Source organism: Rhodoglobus sp. G.S.23, from assembly GCF_056675935.1.
In genome coordinates, this window is record NZ_CM155237.1 from 955,278 (window position 1) to 972,205 (window position 16,928).

General features: G+C 59.6%; 17 protein-coding genes, 1 tRNA gene and 1 pseudogene. 8 read left to right on the forward strand and 11 right to left on the reverse strand.

Annotation, left to right across the window (positions count from 1 at the left end):
• Positions 1-3 precede the first annotated feature (3 nt).
• From AC1ENN_RS04565 to AC1ENN_RS04580, 4 genes are all read right to left on the reverse strand, one after another.
• Complete coding sequence (locus tag AC1ENN_RS04565) at positions 4-885, reverse strand: hypothetical protein (RefSeq protein WP_480406775.1); 882 nt, start codon at positions 883-885, stop codon at positions 4-6.
• 41 nt (positions 886-926) lie between these two features.
• Positions 927-1,679 (reverse strand): ABC transporter ATP-binding protein, encoded by a 753-nt coding sequence (locus AC1ENN_RS04570; protein WP_449648561.1) that lies wholly within the window; start codon positions 1,677-1,679, stop codon positions 927-929.
• On the reverse strand, positions 1,679-2,479 hold the full coding sequence (locus AC1ENN_RS04575; protein ID WP_449648560.1) for an ABC transporter permease: 801 nt from the start codon (positions 2,477-2,479) through the stop codon (positions 1,679-1,681). Before AC1ENN_RS04575 ends, AC1ENN_RS04570 begins: the two co-directional genes overlap by 1 nt.
• Before the next feature lie 145 nt (positions 2,480-2,624).
• A complete protein-coding gene (locus tag AC1ENN_RS04580) occupies positions 2,625-3,317 on the reverse strand; it encodes a phosphocholine cytidylyltransferase family protein (RefSeq protein ID WP_449648559.1) in 693 nt (230 codons plus the stop codon).
• Positions 3,318-3,519: 202 nt separating this feature from the next.
• On the opposite strand from AC1ENN_RS04580, the gene AC1ENN_RS04585 reads away from it, so the two are divergent.
• From AC1ENN_RS04585 to AC1ENN_RS04595, 3 genes are read left to right on the forward strand one after another with little or no spacing between them, the layout of a single operon-like run.
• Positions 3,520-5,343 carry an ABC transporter ATP-binding protein gene (locus tag AC1ENN_RS04585; RefSeq protein ID WP_480406776.1) on the forward strand — a complete coding sequence of 608 codons (1,824 nt, stop codon included), beginning with the start codon at positions 3,520-3,522 and terminating at the stop codon, positions 5,341-5,343.
• Positions 5,319-6,890, forward strand: coding sequence for a hypothetical protein (locus AC1ENN_RS04590; protein WP_449648557.1), 1,572 nt, complete (start codon positions 5,319-5,321; stop codon positions 6,888-6,890). Before AC1ENN_RS04585 ends, AC1ENN_RS04590 begins: the two co-directional genes overlap by 25 nt.
• Positions 6,891-6,919: 29 nt before the next feature.
• Positions 6,920-7,180 (forward strand): DUF3039 domain-containing protein, encoded by a 261-nt coding sequence (locus tag AC1ENN_RS04595; RefSeq protein ID WP_449648556.1) that lies wholly within the window; start codon positions 6,920-6,922, stop codon positions 7,178-7,180.
• Between the two features lie 3 nt (positions 7,181-7,183).
• On the opposite strand, the pseudogene AC1ENN_RS04600 reads toward AC1ENN_RS04595, so the two are convergent.
• Positions 7,184-8,482, reverse strand: a pseudogene (locus tag AC1ENN_RS04600) (nicotinate phosphoribosyltransferase); the annotation flags it as partial.
• A gap of 66 nt (positions 8,483-8,548) precedes the next feature.
• Here AC1ENN_RS04600 and murI point away from each other — a divergent pair.
• Genes murI through AC1ENN_RS04620 form a run of 4 tightly spaced genes read left to right on the forward strand, consistent with a single transcriptional unit; the run spans position 8,549 to position 11,386 of the window.
• Complete coding sequence (gene murI / locus AC1ENN_RS04605; protein ID WP_449648555.1) at positions 8,549-9,385, forward strand: glutamate racemase; 837 nt, start codon at positions 8,549-8,551, stop codon at positions 9,383-9,385.
• Between the two features lie 42 nt (positions 9,386-9,427).
• Complete coding sequence (gene rph, locus AC1ENN_RS04610) at positions 9,428-10,192, forward strand: ribonuclease PH (RefSeq protein ID WP_480391939.1); 765 nt, start codon at positions 9,428-9,430, stop codon at positions 10,190-10,192.
• Positions 10,192-10,797: an RdgB/HAM1 family non-canonical purine NTP pyrophosphatase gene (gene rdgB / locus AC1ENN_RS04615; protein ID WP_449648553.1), complete on the forward strand. Its 606-nt coding sequence runs from the start codon at positions 10,192-10,194 to the stop codon at positions 10,795-10,797. The genes rph and rdgB overlap by 1 nt, the downstream gene beginning before the upstream one ends.
• A gap of 49 nt (positions 10,798-10,846) precedes the next feature.
• Positions 10,847-11,386, forward strand: a complete 540-nt coding sequence (locus AC1ENN_RS04620) for a HEAT repeat domain-containing protein (protein WP_480406777.1) — start codon at positions 10,847-10,849, stop codon at positions 11,384-11,386.
• 52 nt (positions 11,387-11,438) lie between these two features.
• Here the strand turns inward: AC1ENN_RS04620 and AC1ENN_RS04625 are convergent, their stop codons facing one another.
• Entirely contained in the window at positions 11,439-12,176 is a 738-nt protein-coding gene (locus tag AC1ENN_RS04625; RefSeq protein WP_480406778.1) for a DedA family protein, read from the reverse strand.
• A gap of 128 nt (positions 12,177-12,304) precedes the next feature.
• Positions 12,305-12,386, reverse strand: a tRNA-Leu gene (locus AC1ENN_RS04630).
• Positions 12,387-12,528: 142 nt separating this feature from the next.
• Here AC1ENN_RS04630 and AC1ENN_RS04635 point away from each other — a divergent pair.
• Positions 12,529-13,596, forward strand: coding sequence for a TauD/TfdA family dioxygenase (locus tag AC1ENN_RS04635; protein WP_449648550.1), 1,068 nt, complete (start codon positions 12,529-12,531; stop codon positions 13,594-13,596).
• A gap of 103 nt (positions 13,597-13,699) precedes the next feature.
• Here AC1ENN_RS04635 and AC1ENN_RS04640 read toward each other — a convergent pair whose 3' ends face one another.
• The 4 genes from AC1ENN_RS04640 to AC1ENN_RS04655 all read right to left on the reverse strand — a co-directional run bounded on the left by AC1ENN_RS04640 (position 13,700) and on the right by AC1ENN_RS04655 (position 16,910).
• The gene (locus AC1ENN_RS04640) at positions 13,700-14,656 is read right to left on the reverse strand and encodes a DUF2510 domain-containing protein (RefSeq protein ID WP_480406779.1); all 957 of its coding nucleotides are present in this window, start codon (positions 14,654-14,656) and stop codon (positions 13,700-13,702) included.
• A 175-nt stretch (positions 14,657-14,831) separates the two neighbouring features.
• Complete coding sequence (locus AC1ENN_RS04645) at positions 14,832-15,233, reverse strand: roadblock/LC7 domain-containing protein (protein WP_449648548.1); 402 nt, start codon at positions 15,231-15,233, stop codon at positions 14,832-14,834.
• A complete protein-coding gene (locus AC1ENN_RS04650; RefSeq protein WP_480391942.1) occupies positions 15,230-15,808 on the reverse strand; it encodes a GTP-binding protein in 579 nt (192 codons plus the stop codon). The genes AC1ENN_RS04645 and AC1ENN_RS04650 overlap by 4 nt, the downstream gene beginning before the upstream one ends.
• Positions 15,809-15,998: 190 nt before the next feature.
• The gene (locus AC1ENN_RS04655; RefSeq protein ID WP_449648546.1) at positions 15,999-16,910 is read right to left on the reverse strand and encodes an EamA family transporter; all 912 of its coding nucleotides are present in this window, start codon (positions 16,908-16,910) and stop codon (positions 15,999-16,001) included.
• Positions 16,911-16,928: the final 18 nt, after the last annotated feature.

Here is a 16,928-nt window from a genome sequence, read left to right on the forward strand (position 1 = left end):
CGACTAGGGGCGGTCATCCGTTAGGGCATCAATGTCGACGTGATCGTTGAGGTCGGCGAAGCTCTCCATTTCGACCCACCCTGTCTTTTTGCGCAACGTGGTCAACGGTCGTGCACGCTTGCGGTCGCCCCGCGCTTTGGGTTCTTTGGCGGGCTTGGGTGTCTTGGCTGCCTTGATGACGAGTACGGGTTCGAGCCACGACGGCAGGGTGGCTGGTGCTGGACCAAACCCTTGGCGTGCGGTGCGGATGATCTGTCGCCCCAAAATGTGGTTGCCACCACCACCGATCACAGCGCCAATACCGAAGGGAATGAGTCGACCAACAATGTTGGTGCCCTGGGCTGCTGCGAACTTTTTCATGAAGGTGCGTTTGATGCGGTCGGCGAGGGGGCCCATCAGCGCGGTAGGCACTCCCTTGGCGAGGGTTTCACCCCAATAGGCAGAGCGAACAGCGCCGGTTCCCGTGGCTTGAGCGGCGAGCTGCTTCACGAGGTCGCTGCCGGCGGTGCCAAGCACCATTGTCATTACTAGGGCTCGTGCGCGGTCAGGATCGTCAACGACGATTCCGTGAACTTCGGTGACAGATTGGGCGAAGAGGGCACTTGCCTCCAGAAAGCCAGCCGTTTCAACGCTGGAGAGCGCCAACGACGCTCCGGTGCCGACTGCCGGAATGGCAGCGCTGGCGCCAACGAGGGCACCGCCGGTCGTCACTGCGGCAAGATAGCGTCGTTCAAGAATCGCGATGATTTCATCGGTGCTCGCGTTCGGCTTGCCTTTTCGGATGCTGCGAATGTGAGCGAGCACGACGGGACGCTGAACCGTGAGAACGCGGTCGATACCACGCACAACCATGGGGTGCGACGTGTTTAGTTCGCTAGAAGCCATGGGTTTAACCGTACCGGAGTGATCTGATGCCATCCCGAGAATTAGGTTGGTGTTGAGGAACCGTAATCTTCGTTGTATCGCGCCAGCACATCGTTGATGGGTCCATCGAGCACGAGTTCACCCTTATCGAGGTAGAGTCCGCGGCTGCAGAAGCGGCGCAGATCTCGCTCATTGTGGGAGACGAAGAAGAGTGTTCGCCCGCCCTCAAGGAGATCTTCTATGCGGCGGTAGCACTTTTCGCGGAACGCTTTGTCTCCGACCGCGAGAACCTCATCCACCAGAATGATGGGTTCTTCAAGGCGGGAAATTACTGCGAAGGCAATGCGCACCTTCATTCCGCTCGAGAGATGTTTGTACGGCGTATCGATGAAGCGTTCAATCTCGGCGAAACCGATGATCTCGTCGAATCGCTCGCTGATTTCCCGTTTCGTCATGCCGTGCAGCCCAGCGGTCAGGTACACATTGTCGCGCACGCTGAGATCGTCAACGAAACCTCCCGTGATCTCGATGAGCGGGGCGACTCCTTGGCCAACCTGCACGTGGCCTTCGTCGGCGAGCATGACCTCGGCAACAAGTTTGAGGAGGGTCGACTTGCCTTGACCGTTGCGTCCTACGACACCGATTGCTTCGCCGGCCGTGACATCGAAGCTCACATTGCGCAGCGCCCAAAACTCATCGGCGCGTGCGCGGCGTTTGCGACCGGCAAAAAGGTCTTTGAAGTTGCGACGGGACCGTCGATTGAGTCGAAAACGGATGCCGGCATCCTGCACCTGAATCACAAAATTGTCGGGCACTAGATCTCCTTCAGCACGGCACGTTCGGTGCGCACGAAGACAAGGATTCCGACGGCAACCAAAATGAGGCTCATGAGAGCTCCGATGAGCACCGCGTACCAGTCGAGTTGGTCAGGGAAGAATGCTGCTCGGTAGAGCGAAAAAATCCCGGCGAGCGGGTTGAACGCAGCGAGTCCGTCGAGCCCCAACCTCGCAAGATCGGGGATGCCATAAATGATGGGGGAGGCATAAAACAGAAAGCGCAAAGCAAGCTTGGTTGCTCGCTCAAGATCGCGGAAAAAGACCACGAGCGGCGCGACGATGAGTCCGACACCAACGGTAAGAATCGCCTGGAGCACTACTCCCAGAACGAAGTACACCGCTTCCCAGTGCAAGACCGCTCCAGTGGCGATGGCAAAGAACGCGAGCACCGGCAGGCTAGCAATGAACTCGATTCCCTTGGAAAGTACGAGGCGCGCGACCCAGATCGTGCGAGGGATTTTGGTGGACCGGATGAGCTTGGCCTCACGCAGGTAGGCGCGGGTGGCATCCGACACAGCGCCGTTGAACCACATCCACGGTAATAGGGCGGTAAGGAGGAAAACGATGTACGGCTGTTCGCCAACGGTGCGGTCAAAGACCTGTGTGAAAACGAACCAGTAGATGCCCGCCATTACCAGGGGGTCGAGGATGCTCCACACGTAGCCAAGGGCTGAGGTGGAGTACCGCACGCGCAGGTCACGGACAGTGAGCAACCAGAGAGTGCGGCGATATCGGGTGAGGGGAGACCATGCTGGCCGGCCCAATGCTGTGTTCGCCACGCCCCAATAGTAAGCGGGCAATTCGACAGAAGCTGTACTCATTCGCAGCAGGGTGAGCGATTCTTCGCTTTAATCAGCAACGCCCGCCCTGCACTGTGTGCGGGGCGGGCGTTGCTGCATGGCTCGTGGAGCCGAACAGTTTTGCCTAGACGAAGAGGTTTGCGCGCTCGAGGTCTTCAGCGAAGTCAACCTCAATGGCGTAGAGGTCTGAGATATCGATCGGCTCGATGAGCAGACGATCTTCGTCAATTGCGAGCTCGATGCCGCGCTCGAAGTAGTCCTGGTCGCCAACCTTCTTGAGGTGGCGCAACAGTGTTGCCTTGGCGTCGCGCGAAATGTAGTTGATGCCAACGGCTTCGCCGAGGCCGCCCTTGACGGTCTTGGAGAGTTCCTTGATGAAGCCCTCGGCGTCGGTCGTGTACTTGACTTCTTCGTCAGAAACCTTTGCCGTGTTGACGCTCACGAAGGACTGGTCGCGAGCGACCATGACGGCGGCGCGCTCAAGAGCGGTCGGGTCGAAGACAACGTCACCGTTCATCCAGAGAACTCCACCGGGAGTTGATGCCTGCAGTGCACGCATGAGGCTCTTGGACGTGTTGGTCTGGTCGTACTGCTCGTTGTATACGAACGATGCTTCGGGGAACGCTTCGATGATGTGCTCAAGCTTGTAGCCAACAACGATGGTCACCTTGACGTTGGTGCCAAACGCGTGGTGGATGTTGTCGAACTGCTGCTGCATGATGGTGCGGCCATCATTGAGCTCAGTAAGCGGCTTCGGGAGCGAACGGCCCAAGCGACTGCCCATTCCGGCAGCTAAAATTACGACTTGTGTAGTCATGGTGGTCTCCTCAGTAGTTCTGGGATTCGGGGATGAGGCTAAGTGATTAACCTGTTGTTCACCCGAGATTGGTAATATCGACACACCCTTGTGCGATAGTCAGGCTAACGGTGCCCGCCGAGAACTCCACCGATTTTGCGGGGTTGTTGTCTATTTGTGATACTCGCTCATGCGCTCGGCATCTGATTGGTAGGTTTGGACAGTGGAAAACGCCCAAACACCCGACGAGGGCAAGAAGACTGTAGAAACGCCGGCAACGAAGCCCGCAACGAGCCCCCGGAAGCCCGCTGCGGCCCGCGGAACTCAAGCACAATCGAGCCCCGCCACGTCTACATCCTCTGCTACTCGTAAGCCTGCCGCCAAGAAACCCGCCGCATCCAAAACCGCTCCTGTTAAGAGCGCTGCTGCGGCGAAGGCTGCCGCCACTAAGGCTGCCGCAAGTAAAGCAGCAGGATCGGGCGCGTCGACGGGGAAAGCTGCTGGCGCGACGCCGACAGCGTCACGAACGTCAACGCCGCGCTCAACGACTCCTAAGCCAGCTGCCCCCAAGCCGACGGTGCCAAGGTCGACAGACCCCAAGCCGAGGGCGCCACGATCAGGGGTGCGGAAGCCGATTATGTCGAACGCCAGCGAATCGCAGCCGACTAGCGCGACACCTGGTGACTCCGTCCCCAACGCAGCGGAGGCTGTTCCTTCCCCACATAGTTCTTCTGGCGAGGCAACAACTGCCGCCCACCTCGAGAAATCAGTATCGGTAGTTCCTGCAGCTGCTGAGCCCGCTGTGACGTCAGAACCTGATGCTGAGCCCACCGAAGTCACGGAAGTGGCTGCGGAAACGACGATCGCACCTGAAGCTGAGGCCACGAGCGCTGAAGTCGAGGCTGCGGCTCCTGAACCTACGGAAAAGCCCGACGCTGTTCTCGTAGGCCTTGCTCGGTTGCGCGCGCTCGCGGCTCAATTTGCTGTTGCTGCACCCGCACCCGAGAAAGTCGCCGAGCCAGAGCCAGACGACGAAGAACTCGAACGAGGGTTAGCTCTCGAGGCTGAAGTCGAACCTGAGCCTGTTCTCGAGCCTGTTCTCGTACCCGAAATCGAGCCTCAGCCAGAGCCAGAGCCAGAGCCTGAGCCAGAGCCAGAGCCAGAGCCGGAACCCGAGTTGGTGCCGGAGCCCTCACCAGAGGCAGAACCTGAGCCAGAGCTTGTGTCCGAGAGTGACGGTGTGGTTGCCGTTCAGACGCTGTCTCATGCACTTGAGCCGACATCCGGCGACATCGTTTTGAAGGTTCGCGGTCTGACGAAAGACTTTGGCGAGACGGTTGCTGTTAACGACATCGATCTCAACGTTCGTGCTGGAGTCTTTTACGGCATCGTCGGCCCAAACGGTGCAGGAAAAACGACAACCCTGTCGATGATTACAGGCCTCTTGCGCCCAGATTCGGGAACGGCAAGCGTCAATGGGATCGATGTGTGGGATTCCCCAGAGATCGCCAAACGCTCTATCGGTGTGCTTCCCGACCGTCTTCGCATCTTCGATCGCCTGACAGGCTCGCAGTTGCTGTACTACTCGGGAGTATTGCGTGGCCTCAACGCCGCTGAGGTGCGCAAGCGTTCCTCAGACTTGGCAACAGCATTCGGTCTTGATGACGTGATGGGCCGGCTCGTGAGCGACTACTCATCCGGCATGCTCAAGAAGGTCGCGCTCGCCGCCGCCATGATTCACTCACCGCGACTGCTGGTGCTCGACGAACCATTTGAGTCCGTTGACCCGGTGTCCGCCGCAACTGTCACCCGCATCCTCAAGCAGTATGTGAACGCTGGCGGAACTGTGCTGCTCTCCAGCCACCGCATGGAACTTGTGCAGCGTGTCTGCAGCCACGTCGCCGTAATTGTTGAAGGCACTCTGCTGGCCGACGGAACAATTGATGAAGTTCGCAACGGTATGTCGCTGGAAGATCGCTTCGTGCAGTTGACCGGAACAAACTCCAGTGGGGGAGGGCTCGAGTGGTTGAGCAGTTTCTCCGACTGAAACTGACCCTCCTCGCGAACACGTTCCGTCGAGGGCCACTCGTTGCCTCAAGCATGGTCTTGGTGCTGCTCTATAGCGCTGCCCTTTTTGTGATTGCGGTCATTGCCGTCGCAAACCTGCGTGAAACCACCGCAGAAGTCGCCAGTAGCACGCTAATTGTCTTCGGGTCAGTGTTGCTCGCGGGATTCCTCCTCATGCCGCTCGGCTGGAACGCGGATGATGCGCTAGACCCCCGCCGGTTCTCCTACCTGCCGCTCAGCCGGCTCCGGCTCGCGCTGCTGTTACTGCTCGCCGGCGCCATCAGCATCCCCACCCTCATGTTGGTTGGTTTGGTGGTTGCTCAGGTCGTTGCCTGGTCGGGAGCAGTTACATCCGCCCTCGTCGCCGTTGTCTCTGGCCTCATCGTGATCGCCACCGCAGTTATTGGTTCCCGCCTAGCAAGCCTTGTCGCAGCGCGCTATTTGAGCACTCGCCGACTGCGCGAAGGCTTCGGCTTTGCCGCAGTGACCCTCGTCGTTGCGTCGCTGCCCATCGCCGTGCTGCTCGCACTAGCTGACTACCAATCGCAAGTACTGCCAGTGCTACGCCGAGTAGCTTCCGTTCTCGAATGGACGCCGCTGGGGGTCGCCTTCAGCGCGCCGGCCGCCAGCGTCGCCGGCGACGTAAGTGGAGCGGCCGCTCGGCTCGGGATGGCCTTCGGATTCCTTGTTGTGCTCGCCGCCGCATGGTATTTTCTGCTCGGCTACGTGCTTTCGCGCCCGGAGAGAAGTGCCGTAGAGACCTATCGTTCTGGCTTGGGCTGGTTCCGCGTCATGCCATCAACACCGCTAGGGGCGATTGCGGCACGAAGCCTCAGCTACTGGGCGCGTGACGCCCGCTACTTCGTTGCGCTTGCTGCCATCCCCATCATTCCTATCGGTATGGTTGCCGCCCTCCTCGTTGGAGGAATCGGAGCTGACGTCATTGCGTGGATCCCCGTTCCCGTCATGTGTCTGTTCCTCGGCTGGAGCGCGCACAATGACGTAGCGCATGACAACACCGCGCTGTGGACTCACGTATCAGCTCACACTCGCGGTGCTGACGACCGCTGGGGGCGAATTGTTCCCAACTTGATGGTCGGAATTTCCCTAGCCATCATCGGGAGCATCGTCACCGTTCTCATCGTTGGCAACTCCGTTGCGCTGCCAGGACTGATCGGGCTCAGCCTTTGCGTTCTCTTCACTGGGCTCGGAATTTCGAGCGTCAGTTCGGCCGCGTTCCCGTACGCCGCGCCGCTTCCGGGTCACGGCGCATTCATGCAGCCCCAAGCGCTCGTCTCCAATGCTGCAACAGTGCAAAGTTTGACCTTCGCGTTGACCCTTCTGTTCGCGGTCCCCGTGCTCGCCGTAGTGTTCTTCAACCCGTTCACCGACCTTCAACCCCACTGGGCCGCGCTCTTGGTTGGCGTTTCGCTTGGGTTGATCATCATGGTCATCGGCGTGTACTGGGGCGGCCGCATTATGGTGCGTCGAGGCCCAGAACTGCTCGCACTTTCTTCACAGAACTAAAATGGGTTCTGCAGAAGTAGAATTGACGCATGGCTGACACCGATCACACTGGCGGCGGAACCGACACTCTCGACCGCGAACTTGAAGAACTGCTCAATCAAGAGCAGGTTGAAGAGGGCGACCACGAACGCTTCTCGCACTATGCGCCCAAGAACAAAATCATGGAATCAGCGCTCTCCGGCAAACCCATCCGCGCACTCTGCGGAAAGCTGTGGACCCCGGGCCGCGACCCTGAGAAGTTTCCTGTGTGCCCGACCTGCAAAGAGGTCTACGAAAAGATGAAAGCCTAGCTCTTAGCGGTACACGGTTGGCACAACGGGTTCGCCTCGTGACAGCCGGAAAGCGTTTTGGGGAAGCTCTGCCAGAGCGTTCTGGTGGTGCTCCCGTGCGGCAAGGGTTCCTTCGCGACCAAGCCAACGAGCATCCGCCGACCCATTCGAGACCAGGTCAACAATGAGGTCGCGACCCGTCACCGCGGGGCGGCCCTCAGAAGCCTGATAAATCAACTCGGTTTCGGCCAGACCGCCTTCGAGAGTTCTGATGGCAGCTTTGTGCCCACCGACAGTAGCTTTTGCTGTCGATTTCTTGGCAACAGACACCCACTCACCGGCGTCGTTGTGGTGGGCCACCAGCTTGTAGACCATGCCAGCAGCGGGATGCCCCGAGCCGGTAACGACCGAAGTTCCCACACCAAACGAGTTGACGGGTGCCGCCCGCAGCGCAGCAATCGCATGCTCGTCGAGGTCATTGGTGACGGTAATGCGGGTGTTGGTTGCACCCAGAGAATCTAGTTGAGCGCGAACGGCAGCGACCTGAACGGCAAGGTCACCAGAGTCGATTCGCACCGCGCCAAGGTCAGGGCCAGCGACCTTGACCGCAAGCGCTACTGCCGTTTCGACATCATAGGTGTCGACGAGCAGTGTCGTCGAAGGCCCAAAAGCATCAACCTGTGCCTGAAATGCTTCTTCTTCTGAATCGTGCAAGAGCGTGAATGAGTGTGCTGCGGTACCCATCGTTGGCACGCCCCAACTGCGACCGGCTTCGAGATTGCTCGTTGCGCTGAACCCTGCAACATAGGCGGCGCGAGCGGATGCCACGGCAGAACGTTCGCCAGTGCGACGTGATCCCATCTCGGCGATGGGTCGCGCGTCGGCGGCAGACACCATGCGCGCAGCAGCGGATGCCACGGCGGAGTCATAGTTGAGCACGCTCAACGCCAAAGTTTCGAGCAGTACAGCCTCAGCAAATGAGCCCTCGACGATGAGCACGGGAGAGCCGGGGAAGTAGGCATCACCTTCGCGGTAGCCCGTGATGTTTCCGGTAAAGCGGTAGTTGGCTAGCCAGTCGATGGTGTTTGGTCCAACGATCTTGTTCTGCTTCAAGAACGACAACTCGTCGTCGCCGAAACGAAACTGTTCAACCAGTTCAAGAAGGCGACCGGTTCCAGCGACAACGCCGTAGCGACGGCTGTCGGGAAGTCGGCGGGCAAACACTTCGAAAACGCAGGGGCGTTCATGGCGGCCACTGCCGATTGCGGCGTCGAGCATGGTGAGCTCGTATTGGTCAGTTAGCAGAGCGGTACTCACCTGATTAGCGTACGCGACAGACCGTGAGGGCTGTCAGGGTCTCAACGGACATCCCCCACTACGATTGAGAGCGTGACTGATGCACCCATTGGCGTTTTCGACTCCGGAGTTGGCGGCCTCACCGTAGCCCGTGCCATCATCGACCAGTTGCCCCACGAGTCGATCGTTTACGTTGGTGACACTCTTCACTCGCCGTATGGACCCAAGCCGATAGCGGATGTTCGGCGCTATGCCCTCGAAGTGATGGATCGTCTCGTTGACGATGGGGTGAAGTTGCTCGTGATTGCCTGCAATACCGCCTCTGCTGCGATGCTGCGGGATGCACGCGAGCGGTACACCGAGGCGTATGGCATCGAGGTTGTTGAAGTGATCCAGCCCGCCACGAGGGCGGCAGTGCGTCAGACCCGCAATCGTCGCGTCGGAGTGATTGGCACCGAGGGCACGATTAAGTCGCGTGCTTATGAGGATGCTTTTGCTGCGGCATCCGACATCGAACTATTTACTCAAGCCTGCCCACGATTTGTGGAGTTTGTAGAAGCGGGAGTCACGACCGGGCCGGAAGTGCTCGCGGTGGCCGAGGAATATCTTGCACCGCTCAAAGCCGCCGAGATTGACACTCTCGTGCTTGGCTGCACCCACTATCCGCACATTTCGGCCGCAATTCAGTATGTGATGGGCCGCGACGTTACCCTCGTCTCGAGTGCTGAAGAGACCGCCTTTGACGTCTACAGCACCCTTGTGGCGCACGACCTGCTGCGCGATCCGTCTCAACCAGCGAGTCACACCTTTGAAGCGACCGGGCCAGACAAATCAGGCTTCACCCGTTTGGCGTCCCGCTTCATGGGGCCAAACGTTGTGCGCGTCGAAACTTTTGATACTGGCGTGATTAATCTCCCGCCGCTGCCCTGAGCAGCTTCACCACGACCCCGAATTACCGATAGAGAGAAGCACATGACACGTCACGATGGTCGCGAAAACAACGAACTCCGCAAAGTCACGATCGAGCGCGGGTGGAGCGACCAGGCTGAGGGTTCAGCGCTGATTTCCTTCGGCAAGACCAAGGTGCTGTGCACAGCTTCCTTCACCAATGGCGTTCCGCGGTGGATGGCGGGTAAGGGCAAGGGCTGGGTCACGGCCGAGTACTCGATGCTTCCCCGCAGCACGAACAGCCGTATGGACCGCGAAGCCGTCAAGGGCAAGGTTGGCGGCCGCACTCACGAGATCTCGCGCCTCATCGGTCGCAGCCTGCGCGCCGTGGTCGACATGAAGGCTCTCGGCGAGAACACGATCGTGATTGACTGCGACGTTCTTCAGGCCGATGGCGGTACCCGTACGGCCGCCATCACCGGTGCCTATGTTGCACTCGCTGACGCGATCGAGTGGGGTCGCGAGAAGAAGTTCATCGGCAAGAACTCGAAGGCCCTCTTTGACTCGCTCGCTGCCGTCAGCGTCGGAATCATCGACGGTGAGCCGATGCTCGACCTCGCCTACGTCGAAGACGTTTGCGCCGAGACCGACATGAACGTTGTCGTCACCGGCCGCGGTCTCTTCGTCGAGGTTCAGGGCACAGCCGAAGGCGCACCATTCGACCGTCGCGAACTCGACTCCCTTCTCGACCTTGCGCTCGCCGGAGCTGTTGACCTCACCGCAATGCAAGTCGCATCGCTCGCCGGAGACACTCCTGATGCAGATGCCACTGGAGCAGTCGCCAACTAATGCAAGTCGTCCTCGCCACCCACAACGCTCACAAAGTCGCTGAGTTGCGCCGCATCCTTGGCCCAGCGCTCGACGGCCTCGAACTCGTCGCCTACAACGGGCCAGAGCCGGTAGAGGATGGCGACACGTTTCAGGCGAACGCGTTGATCAAGGCACGGGCAGCATCCGCCCACACCGGATTACCGGCGCTCGCTGACGACTCCGGAATCTGTGTTGATGCGCTTGGCGGTGCCCCAGGCATCCATTCGGCGCGGTACGCGGGCACGCGCGATGACACCGACAACCTTGAGTTACTGCTCGCGAATATGGACGGCGTGGATGATCGCGCCGCCCAGTTTGCCTGTGCCGCCGCCCTCGTGGTTCCTGCAGCCATCACCGGTGCTGAGACTCACGAGTTTGTTGAACTCGCGCTCTGGCCTGGCACGATCGCGACCGAGCGCAGTGGTGCTGAGGGCTTCGGCTACGACCCCATTTTTCGTCCGGACGGTCAGCAGGGAACATCGGCAGATCTGACATCAGAGCAGAAAGACGCCCTCAGCCACCGAGCTCAGGCATTCACCGCACTTATGCCCACGGTTCGCGCTCAACTGCTCGGCACAAGCTAAAACGCGGGCTTCGGTCGGCACACACAGCACAACAACGTACAGTTGTGGGGTGTCTGAACATGATGATCCCCACGCCGTAGATCTTGAACTCCCCATTGCCGCCCGCATCGCGGCCGCCAGCGAACGACATGGTGAAGCTGTCATTGTCGAACGCGCCGTCTCGCTTATCGCGGGCAACAACGAGGGCAAAGAGTTTCTGCTGATCGTCGGAGGAGAGCATGCTCAGGGCATTCTCGACGGCGCCCCTGTGCTCTATTGGCCCGAACTGTGGGGCACCCGTGCCCTGCTGCACGCCTGGGATGACAGTGCTGCGGATGTCGTAGTCACCGCCCTCAGCAATCAAGCGTGGCGAGTGCGTGAGATGGCGACGCGTGTCGTTGCCACTCGTCGACTCGACGCTCGTGAGCAGCTTGTGGCGCTCCTCTCGGATGAAACTCCCCGCGTTCGCGCCTCAGCGGCTCGCGCCCTGGGAACGGTCGGCACGGCTGACGATGTCGATGCGATGTCTGCCCTCGTCAAGGACGAAGACATTGAAGTTCGTCGCAGCGCTCAGCAGGCTGTCGCTGCTCTTCGTAAGCGTCTCGGTTAGCAGAATCCGCTTAGCAGAACCCGAGTAGCAGACCCCGCTGAGCAGACCCCGCTTAGTCGTCGAGGTTCTGGTCGAAGTCTTTGGGGTGCAGCGAAAGCTGCTCTGCTTCGGAATCGCTGATGGCGTTTGCCCGACCCGCATCGCGTGCCTTTTTCGCTTTGTAGGACGACCGGAAGTAGTGGTACGCGGTGGGGAGCACTGAGACGGTGACAGCGGCGAGAAGAATGAGGTCGATGTATTCGACGATGAAGTCGCGCAACGGCGGAATGTAGCCGAGCAGGTAGCCTGCGAACGTGAGGCCTGAACCCCAGATAAGCGCTCCAATGGCGTTGTAGATGGAGTATTTGCGGTAGTCCATGTGGCCAACCCCAGCAGCGACCGGGGCGAAGGTGCGCACGACAGGCACGAAGCGAGCCAGAATGACGGCGAGGCCGCCGAAGCGGCTGAAGAAGGCGTTGGTGCGTTTCACATTTTCGACGCTAAAAAGCCCGGTTTCTTTTCGCTCGAATATCCGAGGGCCCACCTTGTGCCCAATCAGGTATCCGACTTCGCCGCCGAGGAATGCAGCGACGCTTATGGCCAGACAGACCCACCAGATGTCGAAACCGATAACGCCGGTGAACGTGAGGACGCCGGCAATGACCAGAAGGGTGTCACCGGGCAGGAGAAAGCCGACGAGTAGTCCCGTTTCCGCGAAAACGATGAAGGCAACACCGAGCAAGGCAAAGGCTCCGAAACCTTCAATGAGGTTGTTCGGGTCTAGCCAGGGGATGAGGGCGGTGCCTACCAAGAGCTTCTCCAGAATCGTCGGCTAGGTGCGCGTAGTCGGCGACGTTAGCAATGAACTACCAGAAGAGTATCGCGAGTCACGGAGTCACCGCTGTGGGGATTACCCCCGGAATGGAAGAAAAACAGTTGTGCGGAAGGCGGGACTTGAACCCGCACGCTCGAAAGCACAGGAACCTAAATCCTGCGTGTATACCAATTTCACCACTCCCGCTGGCCGGACAATCTTATCGCGAGAAATGGGCGCCGTGGTTCACCTCTGCTAATGCTTCGTTTTTGCTGTGCACGCCCCGAGATTCGTTGACGACGCCCTTACTTTTGGGCCCGAAGGGTGTAATTTGAGAGGTGTCTTCCCTATGGAGACGATGTCCGCGATCGCGCCTGCCAAGAGCCATATGAGCCACAGCTTGCGCGCCGCACGAAGCAAGGAGAGCGACATTACCGTTCACGAGCTCCAATCGAGCCTGTTCACTCTCGACTCGGCTACTGCCGAAGCGATCCATACTGCTGCAGAGCGAATTACCGCTCACCCGAATGAGAACCCGGATGACTTCGGTCGCCAGGCTCTGGCGGCAGCGTTTAGCTTGCCCGAAGAGGTTCGTGCAGCTGTTCTGAATTTTGCTGAAGTTGGCTCTGAAGCCGGCATCATGGTTGTGCGTGGACTGTACGTCGATGAAGACCTGACAGATACCCCGCTCGACAACAAGAGCGGTCTCGGTGCTCGCACCGTCTTCGCTAAGGAGATGGGGATGCTCGCGCACCTCCTCGGAAGCATGGTCGCTTACGAGGCTGAGGGCAACGGCCACCTCATCCAAGACATGGTTCCGAACCCGAAGCTTGCTGTCACCCAGCAGTCGCAGGGCTCGAAGGTTGAGCTTGAAGCTCACACCGAGCAGTGCTTCTCTGTCTTCAAGCCTGACTACGTGATCCTCGGTGCCCTTCGTGGCGACGAAAACGCTAAGACCTATGCATTCTCGGGTCGCAAGCTTGTGCAGCACATGTCAGCCGAAGACGTAGCAAAGCTGCGCCAGCCGCTGTGGGCAACCACAATTGACGAGTCCTTCCAGCCGTACATTCCTCGTCCGGATGACGTACGCGGCCCCTTCCCGATCCTCACCGGTCCAGAAGATGACCCGTACATTCTCGTTGACCAGGACCTCATGCACGGCATCACCGCTGAAGCCCAGCGCCTCCTCGGCAAGGTTGTTGAGACCTACATCGAACACCGCGATGCTCACGTGTTGCAGGCGGGTGACTTGCTCATGCTCGACAACCTGCGTGCTATGCACGGTCGCTCTATGTATGCCCCCCGCTTCGACGGTAAGGACCGTTTCATTGCGCGTGGCTTCGTTGTTCGCGACCGCCGCAAGCTCTGGCCACAGCTGCTCGAGGATCGTCGCACGCTCGCTGCGGTCCACAGCTAAAGGCACGGATTCATAGCGAGCCAACGCTAGCCCTAGGGCTAGCTGGTTCGTCACAACGCGGGTCGTCTGCTCAGGCAGACGGCTCGCGTTCGTGCGTTAAATGCTATTTGCTGTGGCGACCACGCAGGCGAGCGAAGAATCCGCGGGGTGCCGGTGTTGCTGGGGCGGCCCCAAATTCTTCCTCGTTCGCACCAGGAAGAACCCGCAGGATGTTCATCAGGCTGAGGGCAGCAACGAGAGCGTGGGCCGAACGAGGCTCAGTCTCTGCGATGGCAGCCAGTTCTTTCGCCGAGAGTGGGGCGTGACTCAGGATCGAGGTCATGCGCAGCTGGTCGGCATCGTGCGGAAGGTTCGTGATGTTTGGCCAGCGGCGCAAACGGTAGCGTGCACCGTCAGTGAGCCACGGAGCGGGAGCGTGAGCGTAGGCGTTGAGGCCTACCATCCACAGCAGCGAGCTCAGATCGAACCCTGCACCAGTGGGCATGATTACCTCATCGCGAACATGGCTGCGGATGTTGATGCTCACTGGGAACATGGGGAAGTCAGCGATTTCGGCTTTCCACCAGTACGAACGTTCGAATACATCGATGACGAGCATGGGAAAGCTGGATGACGTGATCGCCAACACCGTTGCTTGCTTGTTGCTTGACGCAATCTTGATGGCTTCGGCGACCTGAGCCCACTCAGAGGCGACAACGGTGAAGTCGGTGTCGTCATCGGAGGGATCGCGGTAGCCGGCGGTGGGATCGCCTGCAGTCGCCGAATCTACGGCGTCCTCGGGGAGCGGTGCTTCAAGTTGGCGAAGCGTGCTCGTTGTAGAGGTTGATTCAGGAGGGACGGCGCCACCCGTCGCTGCCGACTCGGGTTCGGCAGCGGCGTGAATGGTGGCGTCGCCCTCGAGCTCTGTGGGGTCAGCGAAGTCAACGAGCTGGTGCACGAGGGGGGCGCGTGCTCCAGAGATCTGGTCAGTCCACGTGTGGTTGTCCCACCAGCGAAGCTGGGGGAGTCCAAGCGGGTCGGGGTACCAGCCGGCGGGGATGTGGGTTGTGTATGTAGTCATCTTCACGCCTCCTGCGTGAATTTGTGTACGGTGCCGAGGGTGCACCGCGGTCCTGCTCGCGGGTAAAATTCCTCGATTCAGCGTTCGATCTGCGGGTTAGACGAGTGATCGTTCGCTGTTCGTATTTACTGGTCCTGCTTCGGGTGGTTCGGGTTATGCGGGTGAAAACTGTGTGTTACTCGACGGTAAGAAAGACGGTGAGCCTTCGTGCAGTTCGCCGAGCAGCGGCAAGTGATTTGCCGATCGTCTCTTTGTCGGTGAAGAGGGCAGCGAGCACCAGCGGATGGCCGTCGACTCGTACCTGCACGACGTGGCCCTGTTGGGCCGCGACGATCACAAACTCGTTGTCTCCGAGTTGAAGTTCTCGGGCAACAGCATCGGCGAGGGCTTGAGTTGAACTGGCCATGCTCGCGAAGCGGTTGCTGTCGACTGCGTTGCCTTCAACACTGACGACGCTGAAGCCATCCTCGGTGAGGACCGTGGCGTAGGCCAGTGACGGGGCAAGTTCTTTGAGTCCGCTGAGGGCAAGTTCGCCGCGCGAAATGTATGTGGGGTCCAGGTGGGTTGCGACAATCATCGTGCCCTCCCTGATGTCAGTGCTGAGTTGGCGGCAACAGCACGTTTGAGTTCGACGTTGGCAACCACCGTCATGAGCAGCACGTTCATGTCTGCGTTCGAACGAGCATCCACGGTGAATACCGGAATAAGAACATCGGGCATTTCGTCGGCCAGGGTGTTGGCGTACTCCTCGATGAGTGCTTGGGGCACGAGATCGGCACGAGTGAGCCCGATGACAATTCCACCGCGCTCATAGAGGGCGAAGAATTCTTTGACGTACTCGATAGCGGTCTCGACGGGGTTTTCGGCATCGGCGTTGACGAGGAGCACGAGACCTTCGGCTCGCTCCGCGAGGATGGTCCACATGAAGTCAAAGCGCTTCTGGCCAGGGATGCCGTAGAGGCGAACCTTTTCTGCGTCGTTGACGCTGATCTCGCCGTAGTCGAGAGCAACCGTTGTTGTCGCTTTGTCTGCTGAAGCTCGGTCGCTGTTCGCGGCTTCTGTACTGACAACTTCGATCTCGCTGAGGGCACGGATGGCAGTGGTTTTACCTGCGCCCATGGGCCCTGCAAACAGGATTACGTGCTCTGACATCTGATACCTCCCCCCAGGAGTAGTTCTTATGCTTCTTTCTTACTGAAGCATGCAAGCCCCCGATGCGGGGTAGTAGCCCCCCGTTTGGGTGTCGGTGAAAATTGCCTAGACAATTACTGCATAGAACGTTCTGTCTGTCCCCTCAACACGTGGGGCCGTTGCTTAGAATTCGCCCTATTTCTAGACCAATTTAGCGAGAAGAATCGGGGTACATCGGGGTACGTTCTGGAGCTGGTCGAGCGACTCGAGCGGACCGGGAGGGAATCTGAGCTCCGACAATCGCGGCCAAGGCAAGCGCAAAGCCGATTAGTTGCAGGGGGCTGAAGCGTTCTCCGAGAAGAAGCGTGCCGAGTGCTGCTGCCGTTAACGGCGAGAGCAATCCGAGCACTGCCACTGAGGTCAGCGGCACGAGGCGTATTCCCCGAAACCAGAGTGTGTACGCTACGAGGCCGCCGACGATGCCGAGCCACGCATAGCCAGCTATTGCTGGCCCATCCAGGGCTGCCGGTATTCCTTCGCTGATGATGGTGATCGGCAATAGGAACACTCCGCCGGCGGTCAAAAGCCAGCCTGCATATCCGAGGGCCGACACCTCGGGTGGCTTTCCCCAGTGCTTCGACAAGATTACGCCGACTGCCATGGATGCCGTGCCCGCGAGTCCGGCGACAAGCCCGAGAGTGTCGAGTTGCGCCGTTGCTCGCAGCACAATCAGTGCCACGCCGAGCGCGCCAACGATGCCCCAGATGACGAGTCGCCAGGGTGCACTCTGGCGCAAAATCACGACGATAAGTACAGCGACGATCAGTGGTTGGGCGGCACCGAGGGTGGCGGCGACGCCGCCGGGTAGGCGATATGCAGCGATGAAGAGGAGGGGGAAGAAGGCGCCGATATTGAGGATGCCGAGCACGAGCGACTTCCACCACCACGCGCCGCTGGGCAATTGTCGCGCGAGGGCGAGCGCTATGAGACCCGCGGGTAAGGCGCGCACGAGTGAGGCAAATAGCGGATGGCCATCGGGCAGCAGCTGTGTAGTCACGATGTACGTGGTGCCCCAGGCAATTGGTGCGATCGCGGTGACCATGGTGTCGCGTAGCTGCGTCATAATTCCTCAATGCTAAAT